This window comes from Olsenella sp. oral taxon 807, from assembly GCF_001189515.2.
In the GTDB taxonomy this organism is placed as follows: domain Bacteria; phylum Actinomycetota; class Coriobacteriia; order Coriobacteriales; family Atopobiaceae; genus Olsenella_F.
Window position 1 is genome coordinate 517,726 of the sequence record NZ_CP012069.2, and the last position, 19,588, is coordinate 537,313.

Sequence of the window (19,588 nt, forward strand, 5' to 3'; positions counted from 1 at the left end):
GACGTTTGGGGGACGAATGCTGCAGCATGACTATCTGCTCGAGATGATCGCTCAGTTCGTGGAGGCCATCGCCCGGTCGTTGCGGATGGCTCTCCTGAAGGGCGACAGACAGGCCGCAGTCGAGGTCGAGGAAGCTGTCGCGGGGCTTCTCGACCTCGATCCGCAGCTTGCCATACAGCTCTCTCCAGACTCGCTCGTCACCATGATGGTGCTCTCGGGCGTGGGCGACTCGGTTGCGGGCTATGTCGCCTACTCGCTGCGTGGGCTCTCAGATGCCTATGCCGCCATGGGCGAGGACGCGCTCTCTGAGCTCAGGCTCAAGCAGGCAGAGGCGATGGAGCAGTCCTTTGATATCGAACCGGGAAGTGTTCCCTCCGAGTTTCGCACGCTTGAGGATGAGCTCAGACAGAAAGGCAAGCGTGGCTGATCAGCTGGGATAGGAAAGGTAACCCTCAGGTGGGCCAGGACAAGTCTGAGTGCTGCTCATTGAGATTGTGGGCACGGGTGCCCTGCTGTTAGGCTAGAATAGCAGGCGTGGTGTAATCGCCACATTGTATCGCGCTCAGGCGCAGCGTTTAAGCCCCGAGGGGCAAGAAAGAAAGGCACGACATGGCACAGGGTACGGTCAAATGGTTCAACCCCGACAAGGGCTACGGCTTCATCTCTCGCGATGATGGCGATGACCTCTTCGTTCACTACAGCGAGATCCAGATGGACGGCTTCAAGACGCTGGACGAGGGCCAGGCTGTCGAGTTCGACATCACGCAGGGGCAGAACGGCAAGCTCCAGGCCTCTAACGTGAGGAAGATGTAACTCGGCCCATCTCTAACACGCGGTGCTCTGAGGGGAGGTCGCAGCTGCGGCCTCCCCTCCCTATCTGCAGCGTCCGTATGCCGATCCTGCGAGCTGGGCGCAGGGTGATGAGGCACAGGGTCAGCCGAGGGGCGAGGTTCCTGCGTGATGACAGCACCCAGGCGCGACAAGACGATGCAAGAATTGGAGCGGCTATGCCTGACGAAAAGCTCAAGGAGCGTGTGGAGGACTACGTAGGCGAGGTCTGGGAGGATGTCGTTGCTGACATCCGCTCGCTCGTGCGGATCCGTTCCGTGGAGGACCTCTCGCACGCGACACAGAAAGATCCCTGGGGACCTGCGAGTCACGAGGCGCTGAGGCGCGCCCTTTCCATTGCCTCCCGCCTGGGTCTTGACGCACACGACTGCGAGGGGTACCTCGGCTACGCGGATGTCACCGGCAGCTCCGAGGACTACCTCGCTACGATAGCCCACTGCGACGTCGTGCCCGAGGGGCTTGGCTGGACCGTCGAGCCTTTTGACGTGACCCGCAAGGACGCCTATCTGGTGGGGCGTGGCGTCCTCGATGACAAGGGTCCTCTCGTGCTCTCACTCTATGCCGCTCACTTCTTCGCTCGCGAGGTCGAGCGCACGGGAAGGCGGCTGCCCCTCACCCTGCGCGCGATCATCGGATCGGAGGAGGAGACGGGCATGGGGGACGTCTCCTACTACCTGGATCACTACCCCCAGCCCCGCTTCGTCTTCACACCCGACGCCGACTTCCCCCTCATCTGTGGCGAGAGGGGCATCCTGCAGGGTCACTTCAGCTCTGACCCTACCGTCGGCGTGGCGGGGAGCCGCATCGTCAGCGTGGAGGGCGGGACAGTTCCGAACGCCATCTGTGGCCTTGCGAGCGCTGTGGTGAGGGCAGAGCTAGGCGAGCTGCCTGAGTGCGGGCAGGTGGGACGTTCGGTTGAGGGGGAGGGCCTCGTGCGCCTGACGGCCAAAGGCAGGGGCGGCCATGCCTCGCTTCCCGAGGGTACCATCAACGCAATCGGCCTGCTCGTGGACTACCTGCTTGACGCGGGTCTCGTCTCGGACGTACAGAGGCCCTTCTTCGAGTTGGAGCAGCTGCTCTGCTCCTCGGGCCATGACGGGGTGGCCCTTGGCGTCCAGAGCGCCAACGACCGCTTTGGTGCCCTCAGCATCATTGGCGGTACCATTCGCTCTCAGGCAGGATGTCTGATCCAGAGCTGTGACGTTCGCTTTCCCGACTCGACGAGCGCCGACACCTTGGCCCACACCCTCACGAGGCGTGCAAAGGAGCATGACGCGAGCTTTGCGGTCGATCTTGTGAAGCCCCCCTTCTATGCCGATCCCTCCTCTCCTGAGGTTCGCTGCCTGCTCGATACCTATGATGAGTACGTGGGCGGGGTGTCCAAGCCGCTCGTGATCGGCGGGGGGACCTATGCGCGCGAGTTCGAGCGCGCCTGTGCCTTCGGTCCGCATGAGCCTGGTGAGGATGTGCCTGCTTGGGTTGGACCCGAGCACGGACCCGACGAGGCCGTCAGCGAAGAGAGCCTGAGGCGCGCCCTCAAGATCTACATCGTGTCCATTGCCCGCCTCATGCGCCTGTACGCCTAGGCGAAAAGGCGAAAGACGTCTCCATGGACCTTACGGGGCTTCCTCTTGCCCTCTACGGGCATTGCGAGCTTTGCCCCCGGCACTGCGGCGCCAATCGACTTGCGGGCGAGGTCGGAGCATGCGGAGCTGGGGCAGGGCTGCGTGCGGCACGCTCAGCCCTGCACTTCTGGGAGGAGCCCCCCATCTCGGGCGAGGCGGGATCCGGGGCAATCTTCTTCACGGGTTGTCCCCTTCGCTGTGTCTTCTGCCAGAACCATGACATCTCGCAGGGGGGATCGGGTCGTGACGTCCCGGTCGGACGCGTTGCACAGATGATGCTTGAGCTCGAGGCGCAGGGGGCCATCAACATCAACCTCGTGACACCCCTACACTTTGCGCCTCAGGTGAGGCAGGCTGTGCTTCTTTCCCGGGAGGCGGGCATGACGCTGCCCGTCGTGTGCAACACCTCGGGATACGAGACTCCTGAGGTCGTTCGTGCCATGGGTGACGTCGTGGACGTGTGGCTCACCGACTTCAAGTTCTCATCAGGTGATCTTGCGTGCAGGCTCATGCAGGCGAGGGACTACCCTGAGGTGGCCGAGGACGCGCTTGTCGAGATGCTCTCGTCTGTGCGCGAGGGAGGTGGACGCCTGCTGGGAGCTGACGGGCGCATGCTCCGTGGCGTCATCGTTCGACACCTGGTGATGCCGGGGCATGTGGACGACTCGCTGCGGGTGCTCGATCGCGTCTGGGCTCTCTGCCACAACGAGGTGGATATCTCTGTCATGAACCAGTACACTCCCAACAGGCGTTGCCTCAGGGCGGGGGGAGACCTCGCTCGTGCCGTGACGGGCGAGGAGTACGAGCGGGTGCTCGATCACGCCGATGCGCTCGGCTTCGAGCGTATGTGGTGGCAGCAGGGGGGCACCGTGTCAGAGAGCTTCGTTCCCGCCTTTGACGCGACGGGCGTCGAGGGGCCGGTGCTCTCGTCTACGAAGGATTATGGTGAGGGAGGCAGGTATGAGTGACGATGCGAGACCGCTTACGGACGAGGAGCGCGCCGAGCTTGAGAGCTTGCGTGCAGAGAAGGCGCAGCGCGAGAACACACGGCGCATCCAGGCAGAGCGCATCGAGCTCGAGCGCCTCAAGGCCGAGCAGGCAACCCATGACGAGGATGCTCGCATTCGTGCGCTCAAGGAGCGAAACGCCAAGATCATGGAGCCTGGCGATGACCTCAAGATGCCCCTTGGACAGAAGGTTGTCCTTTTCGGTGTCCTGCTCATCGCCGTGATCATCATGCTGGTGATGGCGCTTGGGCGTTGAGAGGAGCAGTCCTGTGACGGCGCGCCGCGTCAAAGAGCATCTGTGCCTTGCGCCGGGAGTTTCGTTTTTTGCTTTCGCGCCCCGTCCGGCGCGCCACGTGCTACCCTAAAGGGTACGACGACTGTCCGCAGGGGCACCGAATACGCTAAACTGAGGGGATGCGCAGCCATGGCACTGACCGACGCAACCATGTCGAGCGACGTAGCGCTCAACACGGACCTGTACGAGCTGACGATGGCGCAGGGCTTCTGGGAGTCTGGCATGCGTGAGGCAGAGGGCTGCTTCACGGTCTTCTTTCGCGAGTGTCCCTTTGAGGGGGGCTATGCCGTCGCCTGTGGCATAGGCCAAATTGCCGATCTCGTCGAGAACTTCGTGTTCGACGAGGGTTCCATCGACTATCTTGCGCGCGTCATGGCCCCTGGTGGTGGCCCCATGTTCAAGCGGGGCTTCCTCGACTATCTGCGCGACTTTCGTATGAGGGTGAGCGTCTGGGCCATCCCAGAGGGTGATCTCGCCTTTCCGCGCGAGCCCATGGTACGCGTTGAGGGGCCACTCATCGACTGCCAGCTCCTTGAGACGGCGCTTCTGAACCTCGTGAACTTCCAGACGCTTGTTGCCACCAAGACAGCGCGCGTCGTTCACGCCGCAGAGGGACACCCCGTCTCCGACTTCGGTCTCAGGCGCGCGCAGGGCCCCGATGGTGGTCTCTCGGTGGCCCGCGCCTCCTACATCGGCGGCGCAAGCTCCACCTCGAACGTTCTTGCCGGTAAGATCTATGGCATACCCGTCTTCGGCACGCATGCCCACTCCTGGGTCATGTCCTTCCCGACGGAGCTCGACGCCTTTCGCGCCTTCGCTCGGTCGAGTCCCAAGAACTGCGTCTTTCTCGTTGACACCTATGACGTGCATCAGGGCATCAGAAACGCCATAACCGTCGCCAAGGAGATGGAGGGGGCAGGAGAGCGCCTCGCAGCGATTCGCATAGACTCGGGTGACCTTGCCAAGCTCTCCAAGGAGACGCGCAGGGCCTTTGACGAGGCTGGCCTGCCGTACGTGAGGATCTCGGCCTCGAACGACCTCGACGAGTACACCATCCAGTCGCTCTTTGCGCAGGGTGCTCCCATCGACTCCTTTGGGGTAGGCACCAAGCTCGCGACCTGTGACCCGCAGCCGTCGCTTGGCGGCGTCTACAAGCTCTCTGCGACGCGAGCGAGCAAGGATAGCGATTGGGAGCCCGTGATCAAGCTTTCCGAGATGGCCTATAAGCGCACGATTCCCGGCATCCAGCACCTGAGGCGCTACCTTGATGCCTCGGGTTGTCCTGTGGGCGACATGATCGTGGACGACGCTTGTGATAGAGGCGGTACAAGCATGGTGGACGTCGTGGATGACCTCGTGAGCTATGACCTCTCGGGTCTAGAGGTGAGGGAAGTCCATGAGCAGGTCGTATGCGACGGAAGACGTAGCGGGGACGTTGAGGGCATCGAGGTCGCACGCTCTCGTTGCAGGGAGTCGCTCATGCGCCTTGACCCGGCGGTTAGGCGCTTCTTGAACCCGCAGATCTACCCAGTGGGCCTCGAGGCAGGCCTTGCCCAGGTCAGGCGCAAGCTCGCGACCAGTGAGCACGCCAACTCCCGACGCGGCTAGGGTGACGGCGGGCGCGCGGAGCATGTCGATCGTCTCAGTGGTTCATCATTTTCCTGCAGCTGACAGCGCGCAGTCTATATGCCCGCTCGCTCTCTGCTAGACTTTATAGGCTTGTGAGAATGACGCAGGTGCGTCCAGGTTTCGTTACCAGAAGGAGTTTTGCAATGCCCGAGACACTCGAGAGCCTAGTCAAGCAAGCCATCGCCGCCGCGCAGCAGGAAGGTGACCTTCCTGAATTCACAGTCACTGACTACTGCATGGAGAGGCCTGCGGATACGACGAACGGCGACTGGTCCAGCACCATCGCAATGCGCTCCGCGCGCCTCGCTCGCATGGCTCCAACCAAGATAGCCGCTACCATCGTCGCCCACATGCCTGCAAGTGATGCTATCGCGAAGTGCGAGGTCGCAGGTCCCGGCTTCATCAACTTCTATCTTAGCACCTCGGCCAACAACGAGGTCTTTCGCAGCGTCCGCGAGGCAGGTGGCGACTGGGGTAAGATCAACGTGGGCAATGGGCTCAAGCTTAACTACGAGTTCATCTCGGCCAATCCGACAGGTCCCCTGCATGTGGGCCACGGCAGGTGGGCGGCCTTGGGTGACTCTGTGTGCAACGTGCTCGAGCACACGAACTATGAGGTCACGCGCGAGTACTACATCAATGACCATGGGAGCCAGATGGACGTCTTTGGACGTTCGGTAGCGACGCGCTACCTCCAGCTCGTCGAGATCATGAGGGGCAAGGGTCTCTCGCCTGATGACGCCGTGACCCATCTGTTGCAGGATCGTGATCGCTACGTCGAGGACGAGCAAGACGAGCACCCTGAGGTTCACCCATACATGGACGCCTTCAACGACGCCTTGGGCGGTAACTCATACGGTGGTGCCTACATCATCAAGATCGCCAGGGAGTTCTACGACGAGGATGGCGATAAGTGGGTCGATGTCACCGCAGAGGAGCGCGATGACGAGTTTCGCGAGCGCGCCTATCAGGCCATGCTCAGGCGCATCAAGGCAACTTGCCATAGCGTCCGCTGTGACTTCGACGTGTGGTTCTCCGAGCGCTCACTCTACCTGAAGGACGAATCGGGTGCCTCCCAGGTCGACCGCGCCTTCAAGCGCCTTGAGGACATGGGTCACCTCTACAGGACCGATGACGGGGCGCTGTGGTTCAGGTCAACGACCTTTGGCGACGACAAGGACCGCGTACTTATCAAGAGCAACGGTGAGTACACCTACTTTGCCTCTGACGTCGCCTACCACTGGAACAAGTTCCAGCGTGATGACTTCTCGGTTGACCTGTGGGGGGCCGACCACCACGGCTACATCGCCCGCGTGACCAACGTCTGCGACGCCCTTGGCTATCCCGGGAAGTTCGAGGTCGACCTCGGCCAGTTTGTGAACCTGCTTAGGAACGGTGAGCCGGTTCGCATGTCAAAGCGCAAGGGCACGATGGTCACCTTCGACGAGCTCATTGACGAGGTGGGTGTCGATGCCACGCGCTACACGCTCATCAGCCGCTCGTCCAACCAGACGATAGACTTCGACATCGAGGCCGTGAAGCAGAAGGACAGTGCGAACCCGGTCTACTACGTGCAGTATGCGCATGCTCGCATCTGCTCTATCCTGCGCAGGGCCGCAGGCGTCTCCGAGGACGAGGCGAGCGAGCTTGGCATGGATGAGGTTGCGCGGCGTGCTGTCGGGAACAACTACGACCCCTCGCTCCTCTCTGATCCCACCGAGCTTGCACTTGCCCGCAAGATCTCTGAGTTCCCAGAGCTCATCGCAGGTTGCGCGCGTGACAGGGCGCCCTTTCGCATCACGCACTTCTGCGAGGATCTCGCAAGTGCCTATCACGGCTTCTATGCCAGCTGCCAGGTGCTTCCGAGCAAGGGGCATCCCGTGGAGGAGGCGCTCTCGAAGGCGCGTCTCGCCGCCTGCGATGCGGTGCGCATCAATTTGGCGGTCGCCCTGAGGCTCATCGGCGTCTCTGCTCCCGAGGTCATGTAGACACCTGCGCGTAGATACCTGCGCGTAGACATGCACGCGGCCCCATCGCGCCGCGTGCGATGACGGGCGCTGCGCGAACATCGGGATATGGTGCCCATACAGTGCCTGGACTGCGGAGGGACGAGCATCGGCAGATGATCTGAGCGCACGTGAAAAACAAGAGCGGCGGATGTTAGTCCGCCGCTCTGGAAGCTCTAGTGGAGCATAGGGGGAAGCAATCGAACTTGATGGCTTCCCCTTCAACAAGAGGGTCTTCCGTCTCCCCACTCAGCACCTCCATAGGAACCTCGCGGTTATCCTCCGAGTACCAAGATGTCACCATGAGTCTGTCCTCATACAGATAGATTTTGTCGACAAAATATTTCAGAACGAAATCTCTCACCTCTGGATTGTCGAAGTCTGCATGGAGGAACCTGTCGAAGTACGCTTTTATCGAGTGCTCGTTCTCGAAAAGCGACTGCCTGACCATCTCGGTCTCTATGGCGTCGTTCAGGGCGTCTTTTCATTCCTGAAGTTTGGCCATGCGCCTCTGCGTAGCCTTGTTGAATATTCCTGCCTCTATTGCCTTGACGAAGTTGGCAAGCCTTTTCTCAACGTCCCTGCGTTGCTGCTCAAGGCTGGAGAGATGCTCGGTGCTCTTGTAATTATCCTCATAATACTTTGCTGCGCCAACAGCGATGGATGCAAGATTTTCGCCATCATCCAGAAAACCTTTGAGAATGCCCGTGACGGTATCCTCTATCCACTCCTTGCGCACAGGCCTCTTCGTGCACCTCTTCGCCCTCCGCTCCTTGCAGTAGTAGTAATAATAATGCTTGGCTCCCGTCTTGCTCGTGCCGGAGACATCTTGCATGGAGTTTTCGCACTCGCCGCAGTAGAGCTTGTCCGTTAGCCAGTAGCGCAGTGTATCCTGCGCCTGTGCGCTCGCCTTTCTCCTTGAACCGTTGCGCTTGTTCTCGGCAAGCCTTCTCTGCGCCCTGTCAAATGTCTCCTCGTCCACAATCTGCGGCATACCGTCCTCAACAGTGATGCCACTGTGACGGTATTCGCCGATATAGGCTCTATTCTTGGGCAGCTTGTTCATGGTCTTGACACTGAAGAGCGCACCGCGCGTTTGTCCGAAGCCCTTTAGCGTTGAAGTCGTCGCAGATGGACTACATCGCCTCTCCGTCGGCGTACGGAAAGTTGCCTTGAGTAGAACTCAGCCATGCCCTCCATCATTGTCTCCTTGAGCACCGACTCCGGCGAGTCGTCTGGCGTAGGCTCCGCAGTGAGGCAGATACGGCAGCCCGCGTCGCGAATCCGCCGTTTCGCGTCTGCAAGCTCGAAGCGGTCACGTCCCAGCCTGTCCGTCTTCCACAGGATGACGGCGGCCGGTCTTATCGTGCCCACCTCAGAGAGCATGAGCTGGTACTGAGGGCGGTCGTTTGTCGTGCCCGACATGGCGGCGTCCCCGTACTCCTTGACGATGTTGTATCCATGAGCCTTGGCGAACGCCTGCGCCTGCTCCCTCTGCTGGTCTATCGACGCCTCGTTCTGGCTGTGGGAAGAGAAGCGATAGTAGGCGATGGCGAGGCTATTATCGTTCTGCTTGAACTTCTTTGGCTTTTCTTAGTCTTATCTGACACCTTATGATTTACCTCCTGTGTTCTTAATTTGCCGCATAACAACAACTACCCCATCAGCATCTTGATAGCTGTTTGCACGAACGGGAACATAACAGTTGCCAGCTCTGTTGAACTCTTAGCAATTGATGCCACCTTCTCCAGCTTTTCAGCAAACTTTGTCTTGTTCTTCTCTTTCGCAACCTTTTCAAGTTGACGAACAGCATCTTGGGCATCATCTTTCAGATTTTGCTCTATATCGAGGTCAAGAATTGCCTCTACAGTCGCACCTATAGTCACATCCTTTATCTCCGCTTCCGCATTCGCGGTTGCGGAGACATTGTTATTTATAACAGGTGCAAAATTTATATTCTGATTACTCTTTTCTATTTCTTCCTGAAACCACCCATTAGCGTATGTACGTCCCATATCCGTCACTGCAACTAAATATGGAGAATTATCTGACCACTTCACATCCAATAGACCGCATCGGGAGAGTTCTGCATAGTAAGTGTTTTTGTCAAAATCGGTCGCTACAAATATCGGCTCATCTTCTGATTTTCTTTTTGCCGCATCCTGCGCAGCGAGGCGGAGCATCAAGCAATCAGCTTCGTCACTTAAGGTCTTGAACCATCTTCTGGCCTTTCTTGCTTTGCTATAGTGTTCCACCCCAGCCGGAAGCATTGACTGAAACATTACGAGACTATGACCCCAGTCAGTTTGCATTTGAATCATTCCTTGGGTTTTTAGCGCAATAAATGCCTCTGAAGTCCCAAGCTCCGTGAAATTTTTTACATCTGCATTTTGGTTCATCCAAGCATAGACAAGAGCTGCTTCCTGCTCTAAATTAAGCCCGTTCATATCGTCTTCTCCTGAATAGTAATCGATTGGTTAATACAATCCATCCTTGGCTACATTTCCATAAGACGCCGCACGTGACTCAACACTTCATCCGCCCATTTTGAATCGTGCCCTGTTGCCTGCGCCAGTCTTTCGAATTTATCTCTAATGGACTTCTCATCACTATGCTCATCAAACATTTTTAAGAATCTCACCCACCAGCGTGCCCCTATGCCTGAAAGTGGCGTTTGCATTGTTGATGACACCCATTCGTTCATCAAGCCTCTAACTCGTGCAATACGTCCAAAATTTCCGCCTTTATCATCATGAACAATATCTGAATATAAGCTACCAGGCGCCGGGTATGGATGTGTGCTAGGATGCTCTACTTTCTGAGCTGAATTGCTTCTGTGTTCCCAATAGTACGTTCGCAAATCTGCTGCGTATTTTGCTTGTTCGATATAAGGCGGTTCTAAAACAGGTTTGCCAGAAATGACATTTGATAATGACCAAGGAAATACTGCTATTAAATCCCAGACTGTCATTGCGTCAGCTGAGGCTTTGAATCTGAATGATGGCATCTCTTCTTTTGCGAGAAGATACCAACCTTTCAACTCAATGCCAATCAATGGTTCTTTGCCACCTTCCCGTTCAAGACGAACATCAGGAAAGCTTTCTGCATAACGCTTAAATTCATAATCTGCCCATCGTCCATCCGCATCCCAGATTGTTCGTGTAGCATTAAGCGTCGCTACAGTTTGGTCTTCAATCGCACCACCCAACAATGTATTCATTGCAAATAAATCTGTGGCGGATAATCCCTCTATGTTAATCGGAGACGTAAAGTGCATTGGCACGGCACGCAATGCCCTCACCACACCATCACGCAATTCCGTTCTCTCATCATCTTTTGGTAATACATAGCGCGTTACATCGTCCATTTATTCACCCTCCTTAAATTCATAAACACCGTTTGATTCAAAGTAAGCATTTGCCTCATTAAGGCGTGCAGCCGCGAGTTTGTAAAATGTGTCATCTATCTCGGCAGCATATGAACGTCTGCCTAGTAAAGATGAAGCTACAGATGCCGAACACAGTCCGCCAAACGGTTCCCAAACCGTATCCCCGACATTTGATGCCGCTGCCACCTGAGTGAGCATCAAATCAAGAGGCTTTTGGTTTAAGTGCGCTGCAGATTGTTTTGTCGGCTTATATGTCCTTGGGGCGCTGCGCTCCATTGTTCCTTTTAGCCGTTCGCTATCGGCTAGCGGAGGTCTGCTCCATACATTCGTAACTCCGTTACGATGATTCCAAGTAGTCCGAAGACTATCCCAATCATGCGCAGAAATCATTGTTTTGCCATCAAGCGAAAAATATGGCCATGATGTCTTCTTGCCGTATTGCATACAATACTCAGCCATCTTTTGAACTGCATCTCCCGGCGGCCAATACCACAGCCAATCAGCTGTAAGATACTTGCGCGTCGCTGCGTTCTTAACCCCGCACGCTTCATTTGATTTGCTCAACGACAAACCACTTCGACGCCACTCTGCTCTGAGCCAGCTCTTTGCATTAAGTGTCAGGCCATCACCTGTCTCAAGATATACTGTGCGACGATATAGCGCAGCCACTTCTGTCACTACCGGCAACTGCCTGATTGTCTTACCATTCACGTTTCCGGCAATATGTGCAAGACCCTTATCCCAGACAGCTAGCTGTACATACTCCCATCCAGTTGACAGGAGCAAAGGATGCACAGTTGCCCATCCAACTTCCGTATTCCAAAACCATAGGCTTGTTGAAGGTTTTGCCGCTTTAGCCCACGCAAGCACATGAGGCTTATACCAGTCAGTCAGCCCGGCGGCATCTACTGTATCTCCTCGGAATCCGCGTACGCCATATGCGCCGTCTGAAACAATCAAATCCGGAGAGGGCCAGCGACCGTAAACTTCTGATACATTGCCTTTGTATAGGTGACTCAATTTAAGATTTGTATCTTTTTTCGCCATTACTCGTTACCTCGCTTGTAATATCCCTGCTTCTCTAAAAAGCGGCTCAATAGCTCTCTCACCACGGGGGCGTTCTTCGTATCGTTGTCCAAACAATACTGTCCCAACGCCTTGTGCAGCTCCGGCTCCACGTAGACCTGCAAGAGCCTCGTGTCCTTGGACTTTCTCGATTTCCCAACCATAGACTCCTCCTGAATTCAATTTACATAGTTACATAGTATCATGTTTACATTCCATTTCCAAGCACAAACGAGTCCTATGGACTCGCGGGAGCGCATGCACAATCAAGTCAAGGAGGATTGAACATGTACGACTACCGAGAGGCAATAAAAGAAGACATTCGCAACTACATCATCAAAAACACCGACTGGGAGGAACACACAAACAGAAATGACCTTGAGGAGCGTCTGCAAGATATGCTGTGGACAGAAGACTCCGTCACGGGCAACGCCTCAGGCTCTTACACATTCAGCCGTTCCAAAGCACAAGAATACATCCTGGACAACCTCGACCTGTTGGAAGAAGCATGTGCAGGGCTAGGAACGGATGAAGCTACCGTTGGACGCTGGCTGCTGGCCTCTGACTTCGAGAACATGGACGTCACAATCCGCTGTTATCTTCTCAGCCAGTGCATCCATGAAGTATCGGATGAATTTGATTAGGACTTCTTTGGGTCATTTTCGTGACCGTTTTTCGTCCAAATTCAGGTATAAAAATAACCATAGTGCCAGTCATCGGCATTATGGTTATTTTTTGGCTCTTCGGGGTTTTTGGTGGGTAGCACGGGCTAGGACTGACGGTCCCGAGAACCCCGAGCGGCTTCTTGGGCTACCATCCTGTGGTCATGCTGTGAGACGGACCACGGAGGTTGCCGATGCGCCGGGACGCGAGGATGCTGGCGGCGCTCTTCGAGCGCTCGATGGGGCTGGGCGAGGCCTGGGAGGTCTCCGAGACCTGGTTCGAGGAGGTCGAGGGAGGCCCCGACGAGCTCCACGTCAGGGTGGCCAGGAGGCGGGGCCACGCGGTCCCCTGCCCGGAGTGCGGCGTCCCCTGCGGCGTGCACGACGCCCGCGAGCGCACCTGGCGCCATCTCGACATCTGGCAGTCCGGGACCTACGTCCACTGCGCCGTGCCGAGGACGGACTGCCCCGAGCACGGCGCGGGGACCGTGCTCATGCCCTGGGAGGTGCGGCCGAACTCACACTTCACGGCCCTCTTCGAGGCCCAGGTGCTCGCGGCCTGCATGCGGGGCTCGACCGTCAAGGCGGTTGCCGAGGCGCTCGGCGAGGACGACCGCAGGCCCAGGGACATGCTCGGGCGCGCCGTCGCGCAGGCCAGGGGGTCTGCCGACTACTCGGGCGTCAGGCGCGTGGGCATAGACGAGACCAGCCGCTCGAGGGGCCACACCTACATATCCACCATGCTCGACCTCGACGGCAGGAGGTGCGTCGCCGTGACCGACGGAAACGACAGGGGGTCCGTGGGCCGCATGTGCGACCAGCTCGAGGCCCACGGCGGCGACAGGGCGGCGATCACCGAGGTCACCCGTGACATGTCGGGCTCCTTCTCCTCCGGCGTCTCCGAGGAGATGCCGGAGGCGACGCAGACCATCGACCGCTTCCACGTCATGCAGCTCTTCTCGAGGGCGACGGATCGCGTCAGGTGCCGTGAGCGCAGGGAGTCCGACGAGAAGCGCGAGGCGCCCGAGCGCACCAAGTACGTGTGGCCCGAGCGCGAGGAGAACCTGACGGGGCGACAGCGGGAGGTGCGCGAGAGGCTCGCACCCAACAGGAGCCACCTCAGGACGGCCCGGGCCTGCCAGATGACCGAGGCGATGCGCGACGTCTACGGCTGCGCGACGGCAGAGGAGGCGAGGCCGATGCTCGACAGGCTCCTCAGCTGGATGATGCACTCCAACGTCCCCGATATGAAGGGGGTCGCCAGGACGGTCCGGGAGAACAGGGAGGGGATCCTCGGCTACTTCGGCAGCAGGCTCACAAATGCCTACCTCGAGGGCGCAAACTCGCTCATACAGTCCATCAAGAAGGCTGCCAGGGGATTTCGCAACGTGGAGTACTTCACAACAGCGATTTTCCTCAGGCTGGGAGGCCTGTCGTTCGACGCCCTCGCTTGCGCTCAGTCCTAGCCCGTGCTACCCACCAAAAACCCCGAAGAGCCTATTTTTTTGCCACTTTTTGGTCAGCATTGTAACCAAAATTAAAACTGTATCTGGTCATCGTCATGCCTGTGTTCGTAGGCTTCAATCATTTCATCCATCCACTCTCGAACCTCATAAGCACTTTTTTGACGCTGTCTCTCTTCTTCTGGAGTGCCTGCCACGCTGTCTCGCACCGTGCATAGAAGTTCGGATACTTCCCTTTGATTCTGTCAATGACGAACTGCGCGAATATAGAGGGCGCAGAATCAACCTCCTGCGCGTTTTTCAGCAACTCATCGACTTGTTTGCCTTGTCGGCAATCAAACGCGCTCTGCGGTCGTTTTCGGCTTTCTGACGGGCATTCTCGTCCTCTCGTGCTATCAGGTCGTCGGCCCACTTCTTAGCGTTCGCGATGATTTGACCGCTGTCATATACATCAGGCGTGCCCATGGCGTTTTTGAGGGCGTATGTCACCTCAAACACCTCATGCTTCTTCCTGCCAGCATCATTGATTTCCTTCTTGGCTTGTTTCCTTTTAGGCTCAAGTTCTGCCAGCTCGTCCTCTGCGTCCGTGACTCGTCCCTGCACGTCCTCAAGGTCGCCTATCTTCTCGTTCGCTTCGTCGCTTAGCCTCTGGTAGACCGTTCTTTAAGTATATGGTGGCATTACAGACCTCCCTGCCGCATGATGGTGTCATGGCGACGACACGTTCACGGGGAGGCTGGCATGCCAAGGACACCGGAGGCCCCGGGGCTCGCGGAGGGCGGCAGGGAGGCGCCCGGGCTCGTGGCGAGGACCAGGACCGAGCAGGCGCGGCGGGCGGGCAGGGCCCGCATGCCGCTGCGGGTGCCGACGGCCGCAGCCTCGCGGAGATAGCCCGCTCGCTGGGGGCGAACGCCGACACGGTGGCGCTCTGCGTGCGGAAGTACCGCGAGGGCGGCGCGGGGGCGGCGCTCTCCGACGCGGCCCGCAGCGGCAGGCCCGCGTCGATAGGCGACGGCGACCGCGCGTGGGTGGCGGGCCTCGCGTGCCTGGGGCCGTGCGAGCTGGGGCACCCCGCCGAGACGCGGGCGCAGTCGGCGCTCGCCGCGCACGCGGGGGCCGAGGCCGCCCGCGCGGGGCACCCCGCGCTCGCGCGCGCGACGAAGTCCATGGTGTGGTCGATCCCCCGCGCGGCCGACCCGCGCCCCGACCGGGTGCGCCACTGCCGCGAGCGGCGCGACCCCGACTCCGGGGGGGGGGGACGCGCGAGGTGCTCGTCGCCTGCCAGCAGCTCTCGTTCCGCTTCGACGACGACGGCAACCTGCTGCCCTGGGAGGGCGAGGGGCCGGGGGCCCGCGTCGTGTCGTGTCGGTCGACGAGAAGCCCGGCACCCGGGCGATCGCGCCCGTCGCCCCGGACGCGGGGCCCGAGCCGGGCGTGCGGGGAGGGGCGCTGCTGGCGGGCAGCGAGCGCCGCCGGCTCGGCACGGCGTCGCCCGTCGCCGGCACAGGCCCGCGGGACGGCACGGCGGGGGGCATCGTGCGGGAGCGCCACAGGAGCCGCGAGTTCGCCGGGCTGCCGGGGGCCCTTGACGCCAGGTACCCCGAGGGGCATGCCATGAGGCTCGTGCCCGGCGACCACCCCGTACGCAGGCCGGGGGAGACCCGGGCCTGGCTCGAGGGGCATCCCGGTAGGTTCGGGATGGTGTCCGCGCCGAGGCACGGCAGCTGGCCCGACGTGACAGGGGGGCTTCTTCGGCAAGATGGCCAGGCAGGTGCTGCGCCACATCCGCGTGAGGTCGCCGGGCGAGCCGGGGGAGCGCATCGAGCCGTGCCCCGGGGAGGCCGACGCGATCCCCGTGCCCCGCAGGTGGAGGTGGGGGATCGGACCCAGCGGAGACGGCAAGGGGGATGCGGCGTGATATGAATACGCATCATATAATTCTAGAACGGTCTACTAGAATGTCGCGGACGGCGTAAGCCGTCCCGACCCACATCACTCAATCAATTCTGCGGCTCAAATAACCATTTTAAGGCACAAAAAGACCTTGGACGAGGATTTCCCCGTCCAAGGTCTTAAAGTCGCTCTACGGGTTTCCTAGAGCGTCCTCCGCAGTTAATAATCATCCACGAATCTATATACAAGCGCAAACTCATTCCTCACGAAATAAAGTTCAACGCTTCCTCTTTTGGTGGAGCATAGGGGGATCGAACCCCTGGCCTCAAGATTGCGAACCTTGCGCTCTCCCAGCTGAGCTAATGCCCCATTCGATTGCACGCACAGGGTAGTATCGCAACTCTGGCCTTTCGTGTCAATACCTTAACATGCTTCCCATGAGTTTTTTGGTCCTTACAAGCTCACGTCTATGTCCTGCCAGTCGTCGATCCAGAGGTCAGAGACAGCTCTGAGCTTGGACACATCCTGCGTGGGGTCATCCTGCGCGGGGTCGTTTCCGTTACGTCTTCACGAGCTCGTCTCGTTTCATTGCTGGTAATGACCCTTCCTCACCTATGTCTCGATGAGCTCGTGTTCTGTCGCATTGCCGTCACGCATCGACAGGTAGGTTGAATCCATCTGCTCGGTGAACTCACGCTCGGTCGGCACAGGTGTCACCACTGCAAAGGGAAAGCCGCGATGTGCGACAAATTGTCGCGCAAACACGTTGAATACCGCCGTGGGAGTAAGGCCGATGCCGGAGGACACCTCCTCCACCCGTCGTTTTAAATCTGAATCGAGCTGTATATTGAAGGTGCTGGTAGCCATGATGCCTCACCTGTCATCTCTCTTCTCCTACAAAGAAGCATTGATTACTTTCAGATTCTTCAGGGTTTGTGTGGGTTGACGCCTCGGTGAAGACGCCGACCTCGCGACGGCGCCGCTCGCGCCACCCGACGCAATCGGGCGTCGCAACAGTGTACACAAATGCCCCGAAACGACGTCGAGAGGCCGTTTTCGCCAATCTGTGTACACTCCTGCGCCCCCACGGCCGCTCGCGCGACCGGGCGGGGCCACGGGTCCCACGGCGTCGACGGCCCCATGGCCCCGTGACGCCAGGGCGCTCGGACCTGAGGCCTACGCCGCAGGGGCGGTGACGCAACCACCCACCCACGCGAACTCACGAAGCCTCTTATATAGTACATCGTATGCGGCACAGCGGAAGCGTGGTAATGCAAAGACGACGGGGGCAAAGACTCACGATGAGTCAACGTCGATGTCCTGCCAGTCGTCAAGCCAGAGGTCAGAGACAGCCCTGAGCTCGGACACGTCCTGTGTGGGGTCGTTGCTGCGTATGCCGCACGTGGCCATACCTGTCGCCTGGGCAGAGCGCACTGCCACCGTGAGGTCCTCGAAGACGATGCATTCCTCGGGCCGTACCCCCAAGCGCTGTGCCGTGTCGAGATAGACCTCCGGTCTGTCCTTGGCAAGACCAAGCTCTCCTGTATGCACGCGCACATCGAAGAGGGAGTTTACGTCCACGTGCCGCATCGCGTCGAGGACGTCCCTGTCGTTGGTGGTGGCAAGGGCGACGGGAATACCCCGCCTATGCAGGGCGCAGATGTAGTTCTCGGCTCCCGGTCTCAGTTCGACGTTGGACTCATAGAGGGTCCGACCCATCTGATTCCACTCATCACAGATCTCCTGTGTCGTTTCGGAAAGGCCAAAGCGCTCGATTGTGTATCTGGCACCCGCAGCAAAGCCAAGGGCGCTCAGGGTGCGCGAGTAGTCCTTGGGGCATTCGATGCCGCGTGAGCCTAGGAAGGCCTCGTCTACCTGTCTCCAGAGCGCGGCCGTGTCAGAGATGGTTCCGTCAAAGTCAAAGATGGCAGCCTTGAAGGCAGGGGGCCAGAGCCTGTCCGCATCGTCGTTGTCGTTATGAGCCGCCACGTCCCCCTCCATCCCTCGCTTGACCCCACTTTAGTCTAGCAGAGGGTGGTGCCTTCTGCCGAGGGCGTCTCTCATGTCGCTGGCAGGGAAGGCTGAGGGTTACTCTGGGCGGGGCGCCCTCATCTGATATCCTCGTCTGTGAGATACATAGCCGCTTCAAGCCAAAGAGAGGTTTACCATGACAGATCAGGTTCTCAAGCAGCAGGTTCATGACTACGTTGAGTCGATATGGGAAGACGCGGTGTCAGACATCGCAACGCTCGTGGCGATTCGCTCAGTCGAGGATCTGGACCATGCCGAGAAGGGCAAGCCCTATGGCCCCAAGCCCTATGAGGCGCTCTCTGAGGCCGTCAGGATCGCCTCGCGCTTGGGACTTGACGCCCACAACCTCGACGGTCACATTGGGTATGCGGACGTATCTGGTGCAAGCGACAGACAGCTTGCGATGATCGCCCACACCGACATCGTCCCGGAGGGCCCGGGCTGGACCTTCGATCCGTTCAAGCTGACGCGCAAGGACGGTTACCTCATAGGCAGGGGCGTTCTCGATGACAAGGGACCCCTCGTGCTGAGCCTGTACGCGGCGAAGTGGTTTGCTGATAGGGCCAAAGGGACGGGGGAGCAGGCGCCATACACCGTTCGCGCTATCATCGGCAGCAACGAGGAGACCGAGATGGCCGATGTTGAGTGGTATCTCGAACGCTACCCTCAGCCCGCATTCTGCTTCTCGCCCGATGCGGACTTTCCGCTTATCTGTGGCGAGAAAGGCGGCTTCTCCGCGACAATACGCTCGCGGGACATCTCGGACGTGATCGTGAGCCTTGAGGGCGGCACTGCAGGCAACGCCGTTGCCGGTGAGGCGACGGCGATCGTGCGGGCAGATGCCGACGCACTTCCCGGCACCGATCGCATTGAGGTCAAGCCAGCCTCAGACGGGCACGTCCGACTCGTCGCCCATGGCATCGGCGCGCACGCCTCGCAGCCGCAGGGCTCGATCAATGCCATCGGTCTTCTGGTTGACTACCTGCTTGATCACGACCTCTGCTCTGCGGCGGAGAGGGACTTCCTCGACCTCGAGCGACTCGTCTTTGGCTCCACCGATGGCTCTACCTTGGGTATCGCTGCCACAGACGACCTCTTTGACCCTCTGACCTGTATTGGCGGCACCATCCACACCAAGGGCGGCACCTTTGAGCAGACTATAGACGCACGCTATCCCAGCTCGATCACGGGTGAGGAGATCGCGCGCCGCGTGGGAGGGCTGGCTCGTGAGCATGGCTGCGAGCTTTCGGTCGACCTCGACATGGTGCCCTTCTCCACCGACCCGAACTCAGCTCCCATCCAGGCGCTGGTGGCAACCTATAACGAGTACGCTGGTCGCGATGCCAAGCCCTACACCATTGGTGGTGGCACCTATGCCCGCCACTTCAAGGTAGCGGGCGCCTTTGGGCCCAACGACCCCACGTATCCGATGCCCGACTGGGTGGGCAGCGAGCACTCCGCCGACGAGGGCTTCTCGGAAGAACAGTTCAAGCGTGCCCTCGAGATCTACATCGTCTCTCTCTCGCGCCTGATGGAGCTCGAACTTTAGTGAGGTTCGGGGTAGCTCAGCCCCCCACGTGAGGAAGGCCTCCCAGCAAGATCTGAGACGTGCGATCTCTCAATGCAACGCCCACGGATTTGAAGTCCATCCCGCTCAGCACTGCCGCCTGACCCT

Annotated in this window: 22 protein-coding genes and 1 tRNA gene; 12 read left to right on the plus strand and 11 right to left on the minus strand. The window is 59.1% G+C overall.

What is annotated here, in order from left to right; all coding sequences use genetic code 11:
* The first annotated feature begins 16 nt into the window (after positions 1 to 16).
* From ADJ70_RS02215 to argS, 7 genes are all read left to right on the plus strand, one after another.
* Entirely contained in the window at positions 17 to 427 is a 411-nt protein-coding gene (locus ADJ70_RS02215; protein ID WP_050344696.1) for a hypothetical protein, read from the plus strand.
* Positions 428 to 609: 182 nt separating this feature from the next.
* Entirely contained in the window at positions 610 to 813 is a 204-nt protein-coding gene (locus ADJ70_RS02220) for a cold-shock protein (protein WP_050343112.1), read from the plus strand.
* Positions 814 to 1,007: 194 nt separating this feature from the next.
* Positions 1,008 to 2,435: a Sapep family Mn(2+)-dependent dipeptidase gene (locus ADJ70_RS02225; protein ID WP_050343114.1), complete on the plus strand. Its 1,428-nt coding sequence runs from the start codon at positions 1,008 to 1,010 to the stop codon at positions 2,433 to 2,435.
* A gap of 23 nt (positions 2,436 to 2,458) precedes the next feature.
* Positions 2,459 to 3,442, plus strand: a complete 984-nt coding sequence (locus tag ADJ70_RS02230) for a radical SAM protein (RefSeq protein WP_050343115.1) — start codon at positions 2,459 to 2,461, stop codon at positions 3,440 to 3,442.
* Positions 3,435 to 3,737, plus strand: a complete 303-nt coding sequence (locus ADJ70_RS02235) for a hypothetical protein (protein ID WP_050343117.1) — start codon at positions 3,435 to 3,437, stop codon at positions 3,735 to 3,737. Before ADJ70_RS02230 ends, ADJ70_RS02235 begins: the two co-directional genes overlap by 8 nt.
* Positions 3,738 to 3,905: 168 nt before the next feature.
* The gene (locus ADJ70_RS02240) at positions 3,906 to 5,384 is read left to right on the plus strand and encodes a nicotinate phosphoribosyltransferase (protein WP_050343118.1); all 1,479 of its coding nucleotides are present in this window, start codon (positions 3,906 to 3,908) and stop codon (positions 5,382 to 5,384) included.
* A gap of 164 nt (positions 5,385 to 5,548) precedes the next feature.
* Positions 5,549 to 7,393, plus strand: a complete 1,845-nt coding sequence (gene argS, locus ADJ70_RS02245) for an arginine--tRNA ligase (protein ID WP_050343120.1) — start codon at positions 5,549 to 5,551, stop codon at positions 7,391 to 7,393.
* Positions 7,394 to 7,565: 172 nt separating this feature from the next.
* Here argS and ADJ70_RS02250 read toward each other — a convergent pair whose 3' ends face one another.
* The 7 genes from ADJ70_RS02250 to ADJ70_RS02265 form a co-directional block, all read right to left on the minus strand.
* Positions 7,566 to 7,862 (minus strand): hypothetical protein, encoded by a 297-nt coding sequence (locus ADJ70_RS02250; RefSeq protein ID WP_050343122.1) that lies wholly within the window; start codon positions 7,860 to 7,862, stop codon positions 7,566 to 7,568.
* 33 nt (positions 7,863 to 7,895) lie between these two features.
* Positions 7,896 to 8,477, minus strand: a complete 582-nt coding sequence (locus tag ADJ70_RS15045) for a recombinase zinc beta ribbon domain-containing protein (protein ID WP_083444075.1) — start codon at positions 8,475 to 8,477, stop codon at positions 7,896 to 7,898.
* Positions 8,478 to 8,521: 44 nt separating this feature from the next.
* Positions 8,522 to 8,962, minus strand: a complete 441-nt coding sequence (locus ADJ70_RS15050; protein WP_216597327.1) for a recombinase family protein — start codon at positions 8,960 to 8,962, stop codon at positions 8,522 to 8,524.
* A gap of 104 nt (positions 8,963 to 9,066) precedes the next feature.
* Complete coding sequence (locus tag ADJ70_RS02260; protein ID WP_050343124.1) at positions 9,067 to 9,858, minus strand: hypothetical protein; 792 nt, start codon at positions 9,856 to 9,858, stop codon at positions 9,067 to 9,069.
* Between the two features lie 50 nt (positions 9,859 to 9,908).
* Positions 9,909 to 10,778: a hypothetical protein gene (locus ADJ70_RS14440; RefSeq protein ID WP_157051361.1), complete on the minus strand. Its 870-nt coding sequence runs from the start codon at positions 10,776 to 10,778 to the stop codon at positions 9,909 to 9,911.
* Complete coding sequence (locus ADJ70_RS13965; RefSeq protein WP_083443746.1) at positions 10,779 to 11,846, minus strand: DNA methyltransferase; 1,068 nt, start codon at positions 11,844 to 11,846, stop codon at positions 10,779 to 10,781.
* Positions 11,846 to 12,028: a hypothetical protein gene (locus ADJ70_RS02265; protein ID WP_050343126.1), complete on the minus strand. Its 183-nt coding sequence runs from the start codon at positions 12,026 to 12,028 to the stop codon at positions 11,846 to 11,848. The genes ADJ70_RS13965 and ADJ70_RS02265 overlap by 1 nt, the downstream gene beginning before the upstream one ends.
* Before the next feature lie 123 nt (positions 12,029 to 12,151).
* Here ADJ70_RS02265 and ADJ70_RS02270 point away from each other — a divergent pair, with 123 nt between their 5' ends.
* Both ADJ70_RS02270 and ADJ70_RS02275 read left to right on the plus strand, forming a co-directional pair.
* Positions 12,152 to 12,508, plus strand: coding sequence for a hypothetical protein (locus ADJ70_RS02270; protein ID WP_050343128.1), 357 nt, complete (start codon positions 12,152 to 12,154; stop codon positions 12,506 to 12,508).
* A gap of 212 nt (positions 12,509 to 12,720) precedes the next feature.
* Positions 12,721 to 13,992, plus strand: coding sequence for an ISL3 family transposase (locus ADJ70_RS02275; RefSeq protein WP_050343130.1), 1,272 nt, complete (start codon positions 12,721 to 12,723; stop codon positions 13,990 to 13,992).
* 297 nt (positions 13,993 to 14,289) lie between these two features.
* On the opposite strand, the gene ADJ70_RS02285 is transcribed toward ADJ70_RS02275, so the two are convergent.
* Positions 14,290 to 14,592 carry a hypothetical protein gene (locus ADJ70_RS02285; RefSeq protein WP_157051362.1) on the minus strand — a complete coding sequence of 101 codons (303 nt, stop codon included), beginning with the start codon at positions 14,590 to 14,592 and terminating at the stop codon, positions 14,290 to 14,292.
* 138 nt (positions 14,593 to 14,730) lie between these two features.
* Between ADJ70_RS02285 and ADJ70_RS15220 the strand changes: the two genes are divergently transcribed.
* Positions 14,731 to 14,880 carry a hypothetical protein gene (locus ADJ70_RS15220; RefSeq protein WP_253273211.1) on the plus strand — a complete coding sequence of 50 codons (150 nt, stop codon included), beginning with the start codon at positions 14,731 to 14,733 and terminating at the stop codon, positions 14,878 to 14,880.
* An 868-nt stretch (positions 14,881 to 15,748) separates the two neighbouring features.
* Positions 15,749 to 15,907, plus strand: a complete 159-nt coding sequence (locus ADJ70_RS14445; RefSeq protein WP_157051363.1) for a hypothetical protein — start codon at positions 15,749 to 15,751, stop codon at positions 15,905 to 15,907.
* Positions 15,908 to 16,175: 268 nt separating this feature from the next.
* Here the strand turns inward: ADJ70_RS14445 and ADJ70_RS02295 are convergent.
* The 3 genes from ADJ70_RS02295 to ADJ70_RS02305 all read right to left on the minus strand — a co-directional run bounded on the left by ADJ70_RS02295 (position 16,176) and on the right by ADJ70_RS02305 (position 17,871).
* Positions 16,176 to 16,251, minus strand: a tRNA-Ala gene (locus tag ADJ70_RS02295).
* A 243-nt stretch (positions 16,252 to 16,494) separates the two neighbouring features.
* Positions 16,495 to 16,749: a type II toxin-antitoxin system RelB/DinJ family antitoxin gene (locus ADJ70_RS02300; RefSeq protein ID WP_050343139.1), complete on the minus strand. Its 255-nt coding sequence runs from the start codon at positions 16,747 to 16,749 to the stop codon at positions 16,495 to 16,497.
* A 429-nt stretch (positions 16,750 to 17,178) separates the two neighbouring features.
* Positions 17,179 to 17,871: an HAD family phosphatase gene (locus ADJ70_RS02305; protein ID WP_253273212.1), complete on the minus strand. Its 693-nt coding sequence runs from the start codon at positions 17,869 to 17,871 to the stop codon at positions 17,179 to 17,181.
* A gap of 178 nt (positions 17,872 to 18,049) precedes the next feature.
* On the opposite strand from ADJ70_RS02305, the gene ADJ70_RS02310 reads away from it, so the two are divergent.
* Complete coding sequence (locus ADJ70_RS02310; protein WP_050343143.1) at positions 18,050 to 19,462, plus strand: Sapep family Mn(2+)-dependent dipeptidase; 1,413 nt, start codon at positions 18,050 to 18,052, stop codon at positions 19,460 to 19,462.
* Positions 19,463 to 19,588 lie beyond the last annotated feature (126 nt).

Coding starts and splice junctions, on each gene's coding strand:
- ADJ70_RS02270 (WP_050343128.1), top strand. CDS start 12,152: ATGTACGACTACCGAGAGGCAATAAAAGAAGACATTCGCAACTACATC.
- ADJ70_RS02310 (WP_050343143.1), top strand. CDS start 18,050: ATGACAGATCAGGTTCTCAAGCAGCAGGTTCATGACTACGTTGAGTCG.
- ADJ70_RS02225 (WP_050343114.1), top strand. CDS start 1,008: ATGCCTGACGAAAAGCTCAAGGAGCGTGTGGAGGACTACGTAGGCGAG.
- ADJ70_RS14445 (WP_157051363.1), top strand. CDS start 15,749: ATGGCCAGGCAGGTGCTGCGCCACATCCGCGTGAGGTCGCCGGGCGAG.
- ADJ70_RS15220 (WP_253273211.1), top strand. CDS start 14,731: ATGCCAAGGACACCGGAGGCCCCGGGGCTCGCGGAGGGCGGCAGGGAG.
- ADJ70_RS02265 (WP_050343126.1), bottom strand. CDS start 12,028: ATGGTTGGGAAATCGAGAAAGTCCAAGGACACGAGGCTCTTGCAGGTC.
- ADJ70_RS02230 (WP_050343115.1), top strand. CDS start 2,459: ATGGACCTTACGGGGCTTCCTCTTGCCCTCTACGGGCATTGCGAGCTT.
- ADJ70_RS02215 (WP_050344696.1), top strand. CDS start 17: ATGCTGCAGCATGACTATCTGCTCGAGATGATCGCTCAGTTCGTGGAG.
- ADJ70_RS02220 (WP_050343112.1), top strand. CDS start 610: ATGGCACAGGGTACGGTCAAATGGTTCAACCCCGACAAGGGCTACGGC.
- argS (WP_050343120.1), top strand. CDS start 5,549: ATGCCCGAGACACTCGAGAGCCTAGTCAAGCAAGCCATCGCCGCCGCG.
- ADJ70_RS02275 (WP_050343130.1), top strand. CDS start 12,721: ATGCGCCGGGACGCGAGGATGCTGGCGGCGCTCTTCGAGCGCTCGATG.
- ADJ70_RS02240 (WP_050343118.1), top strand. CDS start 3,906: ATGGCACTGACCGACGCAACCATGTCGAGCGACGTAGCGCTCAACACG.
- ADJ70_RS14440 (WP_157051361.1), bottom strand. CDS start 10,778: ATGGACGATGTAACGCGCTATGTATTACCAAAAGATGATGAGAGAACG.
- ADJ70_RS15045 (WP_083444075.1), bottom strand. CDS start 8,477: ATGAACAAGCTGCCCAAGAATAGAGCCTATATCGGCGAATACCGTCAC.
- ADJ70_RS13965 (WP_083443746.1), bottom strand. CDS start 11,846: ATGGCGAAAAAAGATACAAATCTTAAATTGAGTCACCTATACAAAGGC.
- ADJ70_RS02260 (WP_050343124.1), bottom strand. CDS start 9,858: ATGAACGGGCTTAATTTAGAGCAGGAAGCAGCTCTTGTCTATGCTTGG.
- ADJ70_RS02250 (WP_050343122.1), bottom strand. CDS start 7,862: ATGGTCAGGCAGTCGCTTTTCGAGAACGAGCACTCGATAAAAGCGTAC.
- ADJ70_RS02300 (WP_050343139.1), bottom strand. CDS start 16,749: ATGGCTACCAGCACCTTCAATATACAGCTCGATTCAGATTTAAAACGA.
- ADJ70_RS02235 (WP_050343117.1), top strand. CDS start 3,435: ATGAGTGACGATGCGAGACCGCTTACGGACGAGGAGCGCGCCGAGCTT.